Annotated in this window: 12 protein-coding genes and 1 tRNA gene; 8 read left to right on the forward strand and 5 right to left on the reverse strand. The window is 58.7% G+C overall.

Annotated elements, in window-relative coordinates; genetic code table 11:
• Window positions 1–161 precede the first annotated feature (161 nt).
• From FF098_RS07415 to FF098_RS07425, 3 genes are all read right to left on the reverse strand, one after another.
• Window positions 162–578, reverse strand: coding sequence for a Fur family transcriptional regulator (locus FF098_RS07415; protein WP_166426378.1), 417 nt, complete (start codon window positions 576–578; stop codon window positions 162–164).
• A 226-nt stretch (window positions 579–804) separates the two neighbouring features.
• The gene (locus FF098_RS07420) at window positions 805–2994 is read right to left on the reverse strand and encodes a TonB-dependent receptor (protein WP_155138915.1); all 2190 of its coding nucleotides are present in this window, start codon (window positions 2992–2994) and stop codon (window positions 805–807) included.
• Window positions 2995–3067: 73 nt separating this feature from the next.
• Window positions 3068–3388 (reverse strand): hypothetical protein, encoded by a 321-nt coding sequence (locus FF098_RS07425; RefSeq protein ID WP_155138917.1) that lies wholly within the window; start codon window positions 3386–3388, stop codon window positions 3068–3070.
• A gap of 121 nt (window positions 3389–3509) precedes the next feature.
• On the opposite strand from FF098_RS07425, the gene FF098_RS07430 reads away from it, so the two are divergent.
• Window positions 3510–3585: transfer RNA gene (locus tag FF098_RS07430), tRNA-Thr, on the forward strand.
• 102 nt (window positions 3586–3687) lie between these two features.
• Entirely contained in the window at window positions 3688–4110 is a 423-nt protein-coding gene (locus tag FF098_RS07435) for a c-type cytochrome (protein WP_166426379.1), read from the forward strand.
• A 10-nt stretch (window positions 4111–4120) separates the two neighbouring features.
• On the opposite strand, the gene FF098_RS07440 is transcribed toward FF098_RS07435, so the two are convergent.
• Window positions 4121–5671, reverse strand: a complete 1551-nt coding sequence (locus FF098_RS07440; RefSeq protein ID WP_155138920.1) for a bifunctional GNAT family N-acetyltransferase/carbon-nitrogen hydrolase family protein — start codon at window positions 5669–5671, stop codon at window positions 4121–4123.
• 106 nt (window positions 5672–5777) lie between these two features.
• Between FF098_RS07440 and FF098_RS07445 the strand changes: the two genes are divergently transcribed.
• Genes FF098_RS07445 through FF098_RS07460 form a run of 4 tightly spaced genes read left to right on the forward strand, consistent with a single transcriptional unit; the run spans window position 5778 to window position 7641 of the window.
• Complete coding sequence (locus FF098_RS07445) at window positions 5778–6260, forward strand: energy transducer TonB (RefSeq protein ID WP_155138922.1); 483 nt, start codon at window positions 5778–5780, stop codon at window positions 6258–6260.
• A gap of 13 nt (window positions 6261–6273) precedes the next feature.
• A complete protein-coding gene (locus FF098_RS07450; RefSeq protein WP_155138924.1) occupies window positions 6274–6678 on the forward strand; it encodes a VOC family protein in 405 nt (134 codons plus the stop codon).
• A complete protein-coding gene (locus FF098_RS07455) occupies window positions 6671–7180 on the forward strand; it encodes a hypothetical protein (RefSeq protein ID WP_155138926.1) in 510 nt (169 codons plus the stop codon). The genes FF098_RS07450 and FF098_RS07455 overlap by 8 nt, the downstream gene beginning before the upstream one ends.
• Before the next feature lie 47 nt (window positions 7181–7227).
• A complete protein-coding gene (locus FF098_RS07460; protein ID WP_155138927.1) occupies window positions 7228–7641 on the forward strand; it encodes a hypothetical protein in 414 nt (137 codons plus the stop codon).
• Between the two features lie 11 nt (window positions 7642–7652).
• On the opposite strand, the gene FF098_RS07465 is transcribed toward FF098_RS07460, so the two are convergent.
• Window positions 7653–8501, reverse strand: a complete 849-nt coding sequence (locus FF098_RS07465) for a class II aldolase/adducin family protein (protein ID WP_229714539.1) — start codon at window positions 8499–8501, stop codon at window positions 7653–7655.
• Between the two features lie 135 nt (window positions 8502–8636).
• Between FF098_RS07465 and FF098_RS07470 the strand changes: the two genes are divergently transcribed.
• Window positions 8637–9404: an NAD kinase gene (locus FF098_RS07470; protein ID WP_155138929.1), complete on the forward strand. Its 768-nt coding sequence runs from the start codon at window positions 8637–8639 to the stop codon at window positions 9402–9404.
• Between the two features lie 177 nt (window positions 9405–9581).
• A complete protein-coding gene (locus tag FF098_RS07475) occupies window positions 9582–12050 on the forward strand; it encodes a PBP1A family penicillin-binding protein (RefSeq protein WP_155138931.1) in 2469 nt (822 codons plus the stop codon).
• The last annotated feature ends 10 nt before the right edge of the window (window positions 12051–12060 follow it).

A 12060-nucleotide genomic window follows, 5' to 3' on the forward strand; every position in this document is an offset into this window, starting at 1 on the left:
TTTCAGGCCTCTTTAGGTACGCCCGGGCCTGTTGTCCATATCTGTCCTGATGCCTGCGCACAGCGCAGAACGCAAGAAAAGCATACCTTTACGAAGGCTGCCAACAGGAATTGATCAGGTTGAAGCGTCAGCAGTTCTGACAGCGGCAAAGACTGCGGCGGTCAGGCCGACTTGTTGCAGCAGTAACCAGTGACTTCGATTCGCAGCCGATCAACGTAGAACCCGTTTTCCAGGGCACTTTCACGGGCTGCCTCTTCCAGCTTCTCGCTGCCGATCATCCGGCTGTTGCCGCAGGTGTCACAGACAAGAAAGACCGGGATATCGGATGCCGACGGGCTGGTCACCGAATAGGCCTTTGTGGTGTCGAGCTTGTAGACAAGCCCCATATCCATCAGGTCAGACAGGGCACGGTAGACGGTCATCGGCGCGCGTACGCCTTCGTCTTTCACACGCTCGAGCAGTGCATAGGCTTTCATCGGGTTGCCCTCACGCTTCAGGGCGTCGAAAACGATAGCCTGGTTGCGGCTGAGGCTGTTGGACCCCTTTTCCCGCTGCGCGGCGCCAGCTGCCTTGTTCATATAGTCCACCATAACACCCCTATCGTGTCTGACGGGCCCGGCAGAAGCTATTACACCCACTGCGTCCGCTCGGCGACCCATTTTGCGAGACATTCAGGTTGCATGACACGATACAAGCAATGATTGAACCTGATGACCCGTTCTCAATGGTTAAAGGGTATTATTTCCGGACCTGAATCACAACCGGTTTTTATATCGGCTGTGATATCAGGCCCGGAATTCCGGATCAGAATCCGGCTTCGAAAGAGACCCGGAAGTTGCGCCCTGGCAAAGGCACTTCGTCCTTCAGGAAGGACGTATGCTGGCGTGCTTCCTCGTCTGTGAGGTTGTTTGCGGCGACCCGAAGGGCAATTTTCTCGTTCTCCGGGAAAGGCCGATATGTCACGTAGAGGTTGAGTAGCGTGTAGCTTTCTGTTTCCAGCTCGAACTCTGCGATCTCATCCTGATCGGCGGCATGATCAACTTCTCCGCGAATCGATACCCGGTCCCAGTCGGCATTCAGGCCTGCCAAGGCACCAAAAGGCGGGATGCGTGGCAGGTTACCATTGCCGCCATCGATTTGGGCGCGGACATATTCTACAGACCCATCCGCAACGAACTCTGCTCCGAAAGCCGACCCCAGCAACAGGTCAGCCTCTGCCTCGAAACCGCTGAAGGTCGCATCGGCGGCAGTATAGGCAAAAACCGGCAGGCCGTCCTCCTCGCCGCCCGTTTCGGCCTGATAGATATAGTCGCTATAGTCAGTATAGAAACCGTTCAGGGTGAAGTTCAGCCGGTCATACCGGCCACGCAGGACCAGCTCGCCGCCGGTGCTGATCTCCTTGTCCAGCGAAGTATCGCCAAGCTCGAACGCATCGGTCGCAAGATGCGGTCCGTTGGAGAACAGCTCTTCGGTGGTCGGTGCCCGCTCGGTACGGAAGACCGTGCCGCCGAGCTTGAAGTTTTCCGTCAGCTCATAGCCCGTGCCGCCCGAAATGCTGAAACCGTCAAACGACAGGCTGGTGCCCATGTCATCTTCGTGCTCGGTGCGCTCATAACGCGCCGCGCCTTCGAAGTGCCACGGCCCTGTTTCATAGTCCTGGAACGTGAAGATACCGACCTGGCTGGTCTCGGTCGGCGGCACGAAGGCTTCCTCGCCGATGGCAGAGAACTCGCGCTGGCGCACCTGCACGCCGCTCGCTCCGCGCCAGCCGCCCTGCGGACGCTGGACCAGCTCGAGGCGGCCTTCCCAGCCCTGATTGGCGAAGATCGTGCCGACCTCACCTGACGGCTCTATCTCGCGATGCTCATAATCCGAAATGCCGAGGGCGACACGAACGGTCTCGAATGGCGTTGAGTCGAGCCGATATTCGCCGCGCAGGTCATAGCGAAGCTGTTCGAGATTGATGCGGACACCACCCTCTTCCTCGCCGTGCTCGTGTTCGTGTTCATGCTCGTGATCTTCGTCATGTTCGTCATCGTGATCATCGTCGTGATCTTCTTCCTCGTGCGCATGATCATGCCCCGCCGGAATACCGTAGTCGGAATTAGTCTGCTTGACGGCGGCTCCAAAAGTGAAGCGGTCATTGATGAAGGACGTGCCGAAGGAAACGGCACTGGTCTCGAAACCGGAGTTTTCCAGTGTGCCAAATGCCTCTTCCTCTTCTTCATGCTCGTGGTCATGATCATCGTCATGATCCTCTTCGTCATGATCGTGCCCTTCTTCCTCCAGCGCCCGGAAAGCGGCAGATTCGGCAAAGCCGGGTATGTCGTAATCATGAGCTTCGCGTAGTGCAGCGTCGAAGTGAATGACGAGAGATGTGTCGCCGAATTTTGCCGCTTCGAAATCCGTTGCAAAGGCAACATCCCGGCCCTCATCGACACTGGACGCGCCGGCCCGCATGCTGGCCTCCAGCCCGTTTTCAGGGACGGAAGTCGGAATTCGTCCGTCGATGACGTTCACCACGCCACCTGACCCCGAAGAGCCATAGCGCAGCAGGCCGGTACCGCGGATGATCTCGGCCTGCTCAGCCTGTGCCGGTTCCACGGCGACGGCGTGGTCGGCACTGGACGAGGAGGCGTCGATGGAGCCGATACCGTTGTCGAGCACCTGGATACGGTCCCCGCCCTGCCCGCGGATGATCGGGCGGCTGGAACCGGGACCGAAGAAGGATGACGATACGCCGGGTTCAGCCTTCAGCATCTCCCCGATCGTATTGCTCATCCGTTTCTGGATTTCCTCGCGGGTGACGACCGAGGCGCCGATAAGCAGGTCATCCTGCTCCTTGGCGATAGGTGATGCGGTAACGACGATCGTGTCCTCGGCAACCTCGTCCTGTGACTGATCCTGCGCCGTGTCCTGTGCGAACGCAGTTGAAAGGCCCGCCAGACAGATGGCGGAAATGGCGCCTGACAGGCGCAGCTGTTGCTTGAGCATGAAAATAGTCTCCAATAATCGCGATAGAGCCCGTGCGCTCGGGGCACACAGGCGGTGTCAGTTCGTGTCGTGATTACTGGAAAAGAGGTGGGCCGCGCTGGCGCGGCGTATCCGGCGCGAAAGAGGCCAGCGAGACCGAGACAGCAAGAGGAACTTCGGCAATCTCACCGACCGGCTGTGGCAGTACCGGCAGCTCGGGTACATCGACGTCGCCATCGCGCTGGGCCGCATGGCCGAGGAGACAGACTTCGCCGCCATGGGTGTGATCGAGATCGCCGTACTGGACGGCGTGGGCGGAAGCCGCGCCCTGCAACAGCACATAGAAGACAGCAAAAATGGCCAGAAGCATCCTGCTCCTGCCAGCCATATCCCGGATACGGTCAAATGCTGTCATGCTGCGCATGCTAGTGTGATATCATATCACATCTCGACCGGCAAAGCCTTTCGGGCAGGCGCAGACTGTAAAAATCGAAGGATTGACGCTGCCCGAAAATTCAGGGATACACACCCACCTTGCCCCTATAGCTCAGCTGGTAGAGCAACTGATTTGTAATCAGTAGGTCGTTCGTTCGAGTCGGACTGGGGGCACCACCACACCTCTGTCGTCTCAATTTGCCGCATCACTGACCCATGCTCGCCTCGTGACGATGATGGCGTTACGGCCTATAGAACTTTCCAACGAAGGTAATGGCGATGCGAAATACACTCCTGTCAGCAATCATGATCCCGACTGCGATGCTGCTATCCAGCTGCGGCAATGGCGAACCGGCACAGCCGCAGCTCAGCGACGAGGAACGCCTCGCCATGGCGCCGAGCGTCAAGAACGGCGAACGCCAGTTCCTGCAATGCGCTGTCTGCCATGATCGGGTCGAAGGTACCGGGCATCGTGTCGGCCCGAATCTGTGGGGCATCGTCGGCGCGCCTGCCGCCCGACATGAGGATTTCACCTATTCCAAGGCGCTGGAGCGCTCAGGTCTCGTTTGGGATACGGCAACGCTCGATGCCTATATCCAGGATCCCAAGGAGGTCGTTCCCGGCGGCCGCATGGCCTATGCCGGCCTCGACAACGAAGCCGATCGCCGGGATCTCGTAGCCTATCTGGAAACGCTGAAATAGGCGGCCTGACTCAGACGCCCTTTTTCCAGTCGATCGAGTAGAGATCGAACCGGCGGTCGCGCAAATTGCGCACCGTGCCCTGTGCCCTCGCCCAGGTGATATCGGTGAAGTCGAGATCGGCGACAGCGACCGTCTCGACATTCTCGCTTGTCTCAGCTGCTATCCCGTCACGCGCGAAGGGATAATCGCACGGCGTCAGGATGCAGGATTGCGCATACTGAATATCCATGTTCTCGACATTGGGCATGTTGCCGACATTGCCTGACATGACGACATAACACTGGTTCTCGATCGCCCGCGCCTGGGCGCAATATCGCACGCGCAGATAGCTTTGGCGCGTATCGGTACAGAACGGGATGAACAGGATGCGGGCGCCCTCATCCGCCAGCCTTCGAGCGAGTTCGGGAAATTCCGAGTCGTAACAGATCAGCACGCCAATGGGCCCGCAATCTGTCTGGATAACGCCGATTTCGTCCCCGCCCTGAATATTCCACCAATAGCGCTCGTTCGGTGTCGGGTGGATCTTCTCCTGCGCATGGACGGAGCCGTCGCGGAGGAACACATAAGCCACATTCTGGATCTCGCCATCATCCGTGCGCGTCGGGTGAGACCCGCCGATAATGTTTATATTGTAGCCGATCGCCATTTCCCGCATCTTTTCGATGAAACGCGGCGTATAGCGCGTCAGCTGCTCGATCGATTCAGCCGGCGACAGCTTTTTCTGCTCCAGTGCCAGCAATTGCAGGGTGAACAGCTCCGGGAAGACGACGAAATCCGAGCGGTAATCCGCCGTCACATCGACGAAATATTCAACATTGGCCATGAACTCGTCGAACGAACCGACCATGCGTGCCGAGAACTGCACTGTCGCAACACGGACATCTTCTTTCTGGCCATGGGGCAGTTCCGTCTCGCCTGGCATCTCCTTGGCATAGGGGTTGCGCCAGATCATGTGACTGGCATAGCCGCCGGATGCCTTGTCCGAGGCAAGGTAATCCTTCAGTACCCCGATGGGCTCGAACCCCTGACGCAGCTGGAAGCTGATGACCTGGTCGGATGTCTTGCGGTTGACGACAGCGTTCAGATATTCCTGCGGTGTGGGATAGGTCTTCTTGCGCCGCTGCCAGCCGGGCATGCGCCCGCCGAAGACGATCCCCTTCAATTCTTTCGCTTCGGCAAGTCCCTGCCGGGCATCATAAAGGCGCTGGCCGATGCGCAGGCGTCGGCGCGTCGGGTCGACCAGCACTTCCATGCCATAAAGCCAGTCACCGGCCGGGTCGTGCCGGGAGGCATAGCCACCGCCGGTGATCTCCATCCAGGTATGGTCGCCCATGGCGGTCTTCTCATCGATCCGGAAGCTTGCCGCATAGCCGACCACATCGTCATCATACTCGACAACGAACTGGCCCTCCGGGAAGGCAGCGATCTGACCGCGGATCATGCCGGCGGTGCAGGAATTGCCCTCGCCATAGACGCGAATGCTCAGCTCATGGATGGCTTGCACGTCTTGCGGGGTGGCGACACGGATATTGAGAGAGGCGGAAGTGCGTTTGTTTGGCATGCCCCTATAAATGGACGCATCGCGCCACCTGTCAAACAGCGGCTCCTGAAACCTGTTGACCGCAATCTGGCACAGGCGGATATTTGTGCTCCGGGAGGCTCTCACCATGATCAGGAAAACTCTTGCTGCTGCGGCATCTGCAGCACTTCTCTCCGCCTGTGTAACCGAGGCGGTTGATCCTTATGACAGCGACCCGCCGGGCCTCGAGCGTGCCATGGCGCAGCTGATGGCCGGGCCGGCCTGCCTCGACAGCGATTTTATTGTTGGCGACCTTCACGGCGAGGATCATCCACATCTGGAATATACCGAGCAGTGCGTTGCCCCTTTTCCGGCATCCCTCGAGCGCGCGGGCATTTCCGGCCGGTGCGAGGTGGGTTTTGATATCGACCCGGAAGGCGTGCCGGTGGATGTCGCGCCATCCTGCACCGCCTGGACCAATCTGCCAGACTGGAAACCATTTGCCGAAGCGATGTTTGCAGCGTCCGCCACCCGGGCGATGGAGCATAGCCGCTTTCAGCGCCCAGCCGACTTTCCCCAAAAGACATCGACAGGGCTGGTCCAGCCTGTAAGATTTGAATTTGCCGAATAAAAGGGAGGCAGTCATGCCCGGAAAACACGTGGGACAGATTCTCTGGACGGATCTGACGGTATCCAATTGTGAAGAAGTCCGGGCCTTCTACGAAGCGGTCATCGGCTGGTCTTCGACCGGACTGGAGATGGAAGGACGTACCGATTACCTGATGGCCGCGCCCGACCCCCGACCTGCCCCGCAGGAAGGCATGGAGAAAACAGCCGCTGGCATCTGTCATGCCATGGGCGACAATGCCGGCCTTCCGCCGCAATGGTTGATCTACTGGGGCGTAGCCGACCTCGATGCCTCAATGACAGCTTGCGAGAAGCTGGGCGGCAAACTGATCTCAGGCATCAAGGGATATGGCAATAACCGCTATTGTGTCATCTCGGACCCCGCGGGGGCAGTATGCGCGATCTTCGAGCAGAATGACTGACATTGCCAACAGGCTGGCGCGAGACCTTGAGCAGTATGATGGCAGGGCCATTACGCTGCTGTCCGAATGCTATGCCCGGCATGCAAGCAAGCCCGGCTTCGTCGACGGCCTGATTGTGCTGATCGGTCACGACCGCGACGAGACATCCGACGGCGCGACATGGATGCTGAAATATCACTGCGAACAGTCCAGCCCTTTGGCCAAGGGCTACACAAAGCAGCTCATCGAAAAGCTCGGCTCAATCCACTCATGGCAGTCCTGCCTGCATGTTTGTCAATGTGCTGATTATTTTGAAGTATCTATAGAAGATGCACAGATTTACGCCGAATGGCTGGCACCGCTTACAATTCACCAGCGTCCCTTTATCCGCGCATGGTCGATGCACGCCCTCTGCAGGCTGGCCGAGCAGCACGATCAGTTCAGTTCACTCGCCACCAAGGCAAAACAAAACGCGCTGAATGACCCTGCCTCGTCAGTGAGGGCGCGGGCTCGAAATATCTGAACCGTGTGACCATGACTGTGTTGCCTTTCTGAAACGAGGGAGGTCCCATGGACGCTATCGCTAACTGGCTGAACGACAATGCTGGCTATTTCGCCAGCTACCCGGCGCTATGCGATTCAGTCGGCACCTATTATGTTTTCTGGTTCGCCCTGATCTCACCGGTAGTTATTTATCTAGCGGGTAATCTATGGGGTGTTCTGACGGATTCCAGACCCGGCAACACGCTGATTCCCCTACTGGTCAGTGTTCTGCTGGGTATCCTGCAATTCGCTTTCATCCAAGGCTGCGCCGATCCGCTGACGGCAGGTGGTTATACCGATGAACTCATTCGCACGACCATCACCGTTATCCTGAATTATTTCGTGGCTTTCTCTGGCCAGAACCTTTTGTTCGGTCGCAACCGTGAAAAGCCGTCCAGCGAGACAGGTTCCAAACGTCGCGGCTGGATCGACCCGTGGTAAGATAAGGCGCTCTAGTGGTCGAAGCCCGGGTTCTGGCGCTTCAGCTTGCGCATCAGGCCCGGCCAGGTGAGGTTGTCGCCCAGACCTTTCGCAAAGCCCGGTGCGCCCTGCTGGCGGACCAGATTGCCCATCTCTTCAGGCTCCTCGATCAGGTTCTCCGTTCCCGCCGCCTGCGCCAGGATCTGCGTCTTGCAGGCCTGTTCCAGGAAATACATCCGCAGGAAGGCGATGGCGCAATTCTCGCCCATGGTCAGCGTGCCATGATTGCGCAGCATCAACAGGTTTTTCTCGCCGATATCCTTCACCAAGCGCTCGCGTTCCGAGAGATCCAGCGCGATACCTTCATAGTCGTGATAGGCCAGATCGTCATGCACGATCATGGAGAACTGGGTATAGCGCCTCAGCCCGCCCTTCTGGGCCGAAACGGCAACGCCATAGGGCGAATGCAAATGCAAGACGCAGTTGGCGTCGTGCCGGTTCATGTGCACCGCAGAATGGATGGTGAAGCCGGCCGGGTTGGGGAAATAGGGTGTCGAACCGACAAGATTGCCGTCCACATCGATCTTGATCAGGCTCGACGCCGTCATCTCGTCGAACAGCACGCCATAAGGGTTCATCAGGAAACGGGCCTTGCCGTCTTCGTCGGGCAGGCGCAGCGAGATATGGGTAAAGACGAGATCGTCCCAGCCATAGAGCGCGGCGAGCCTGTATGTCGCCGCCAGGTCGCAGCGTAGCGCCCATTCCACATCGGAGACCTGGCCCTTCAGGCTGTCTATGGTCGTGGGGTCGGGTATATCGAAGCCTTTCACGACACCGATGGCCTCGACCTGATCCATGCCTGCCTTCTGCTGGATATTCATGACGGCGCTCCTTCCACTGGCTTTATCTGGCTTTTCGTTTGGAAATAGTTTGCCGGATCATGGTATGCGTGTTCAAGAGCTTGTGGCAGTACCACGCGATATGGGGTAGCAGGAAGCCAGCAGGAACAAGGACTTATGGATTCGACCCGGATAGCCTTTCTGGCCAGCGACAAGCCCGAAGCGCAAGAAGCGCTTCAGGGGCTCGCCCATCGCTATGGCAATCTGCCGGTCGAGGAGGCTGACGTCATCGCGCCCATCGGCGGGGACGGCTTCATGCTGGAAACCCTGAAGGCCTATATGAGCGCGGACAAGCCGATCTATGGCATCAACCGCGGCACGGTCGGCTTCCTGATGAATTCCTTTTCCATCGAGAACCTGCCCAAACGCATTGCCAATGCCGAGGCGGCCCGCATCCGCCCGCTGGAGATGACCGCGACGGATCGTGACGGTGCCGTGCAGACAGCCATCGCCTTTAACGAGATTTCCCTCTTGCGCGAGACGCGCCAGACCGCTCGCATCGCCATCCACGTGAACGGCAAGACGCGGATGGACATGCTGATCTGCGACGGCATCCTCCTTGCCTCGCCCATCGGCTCGACCGCGTATAATCTTTCCGCCCATGGCCCGATCATCCCCATCGGCGCGAAATTGCTAGCCCTGACACCGATCAGCGCGTTCCGCCCACGGCGCTGGCGCGGCGCCCTGCTGCCCCATGATGCAGAGGTTTCCTTCGAGATTCTCGAGCCTTCCCTGCGGCCTGTTTCAGCCGTTGCGGACAATTACGAAGTACGCCGTGTCTCGAAGGTCACGGCGTTGGAGAGCCGTGAACATGTGGTGACGATGCTCTATGACAACGATCACTCCCTCGAGGAGCGGATCGTGCGCGAGCAATTTTCCTATTAGGCCAACAGAAACAAGGCCTTCCAGCGTGTGTAACATCATGGCAACCATCGCGGCAGTGTGATGGTTTGGGGAGAGAATTCCCTTGCCCGGCACCCCGCAAAGTTGTCAAATTAGGTGGGGAGAAAATCGAACAATTTGTTGCGTTGCCCTGTTCTTCTACCTGAGGAGCATCTTGGCATGAATGACCAGTATTCGGGCCGCTTTATGAGCGTGAGCGGCCCACGTAATCCCGACATCAGGAAGGCGCTGGGCAGACTCCTGCGTCGGGCATATATATTTGCCGGTTTTGCGTTGCTGGCCGCCCTTTTCCTGGTTCCTGCCATTACCGGCCTCATGGCTTGGCACAAGCTGACCAATGGCACCCTGCCCGATCGCAATGCAGAAGCCGAGCGCGCAACCTATGTTTTCCTCGACGAAAGCGGAAGGGAAATCGGTGTCCGTGGACCTAACCGCAAGCCTGTCTCGTTTGCGAACATCCCTGCCCATACCGTTCAGGCCTTCCTGTCTATCGAAGACCGCCGTTTCTATGATCACGGCGGTGTCGACCCCATCGGCATCGCCCGGGCGGCAATAAGCAATTACGAGGCCGGCCGCATCGTAGAGGGTGGCAGCACGATCACCCAGCAGCTGGTCAAGAATATCTACCTGACATCCGAACAGACGCTTGATCGCAAGATGCAGGAAGCAGTCTATGCCATGCGTCTGGAAAACCGGCTGACGAAACAGGAAATCCTCGAGGATTATCTCCACACTGTCTATTTTGGTTCCAATGCCTATGGCATCGAGGCGGCGGCAGAGATTTATTTCGGCAAGAACGCCAATAAACTGTCGCTGGCCGAGAGCGCGATGCTGGCAGGCCTGATCAAGGCGCCGAGCAATTATAACCCCTTCCAGCGCGAGGAACTCGCACGTGAACGCGCCCGCCTCGTGCTCGGCTCCATGAAGCGCGACAAGACCATCACGCCGATCCAGGAACAGCTCGCGCTCTACGACCTTGAGCAGATTTCCTTCAAGAAAAAGCCAGCAGAGCCCAATGGCTATTTCCTCGACCTCGCAGCAACGCAAGCGGAAGAACGGGGGACATCGACTTATAACACGCTGGAGACCACGCTCGATCGGCCGTTTCAGACCATTGCGGAAAACACGATCCGCGAGATCATGACGGAGGAGATGAAGACCTCCTACAATGTCAGCGAAGCGGCCATGGTGGTCATGCGCCCGACGGGCGAAGTGCTCGCCATTGTTGGCGGCACGGATTATGGCCGCAGCCAGTTCAACAGGGCGACGTCCGCCCAGCGCCAGCCCGGCTCGTTGTTCAAGGCCTTCGTTTATGACGCCGCCATGAAGAAAGGCTGGCGTCCTGACGATTATGTCGTCGACGTACCGATGACGCTGCCGGTTCCCGACAAAAAGGGCGAATATTACAAGCCGGCCAATTACGACGACCGCTATTACGGCATCCTCGAAACGAAGTCCGCCTTTGCCTATTCGCTGAACTCCGTCGCCCTTCGCCTGCAGGAATATGCCGGTCGCGAACAGGTCATCGCAGACGCCCGCGCTGCAGGCCTCGATGCGAACCCCGACCCGTGGCCGAGCCTCGCCCTCGGCGTGTTCGAGACCAACCTGCTCGACATCACGGCTGCCTATGCCTCGCTGGTCAGGAACCAGAAGGTCGAACCGACCGTCTTCGAGCCGGAGCGTCGCCTGATGCCGGTGGCGCCCGACCGCATCAACAAGGACCTCCTGACACTGATGCAGGAGAGCGTCCAGTCCGGCACCAGCCGCACGACGCAGATCAGCGTGCCGTCTTTCGGCAAGACCGGCACGACGCAGGACTATCGCGACGCCTGGTTCATCGGCATGACCGACAACCTGATCGTCGGCGTATGGGTCGGCAATGACGACTATACGCCGATGAAAAAGATCACCGGTGCCGCCCTGCCCGGCCTGATCTGGAAAACCTATATGGAACAGGCGTTGCCGCATCTGGCGCTGGAAAAGAACGCACCGACCTTTTCGACCAAGCCACTGGCCGAGATCGTCAATCCGCCGGAAGGCGAGGAGGACGAGTCCCGCTACATCTCGCCGCCGCGCAAGCGCATCCTTGGCCCGGCTCGGGTCAATGCCGATGGCTCGCTGAACTTTTATGGCAGAACCTATTATCTCGCCGGAATCGATCGCGGCGCGTATCAGTCCTACACGCTGCTGGCCGACAAGCTGCCGCAGATCGCCAATCGCCGCGAGATGATGTGCGAAATCTATCGCGGTGCGGCCAAATGCGAGCTGAATGGTCGTGACCTGGCGACGACCATCGCCGCCAGCGGATGGGCGCCGATTTCGACCGATGCCGAAAGCGATCTGTGGTATGCGGAACAATCTGCCCGTGATGCCGGCAAGGGCATATGGGGCGATGCCTATCAGTATGGTTCATGGGGCACATACTCGGCGTCTTACAGTGTCGATGAACCGATGAATGACCGCTATGGCGCAAGCTCGCCTGACAAGTACCGGCCTCAATCCTCCCGCCTCATCGTCGGGGAAGCTGCGGCCAGTGCCGCCGCCAGCGTTGCCGAAGCCGCCACAGAGGCCAGTGAAGAAGCGGTGGCTGCGACGGCTGGCACCGGCGCTGTCGCTGGCCTGGATTAGGCAGGCCCGA

It is taken from the genome of Aquisalinus luteolus (genome assembly GCF_009712425.2).
Lineage (GTDB): Bacteria > Pseudomonadota > Alphaproteobacteria > Caulobacterales > Parvularculaceae > Aquisalinus > Aquisalinus luteolus.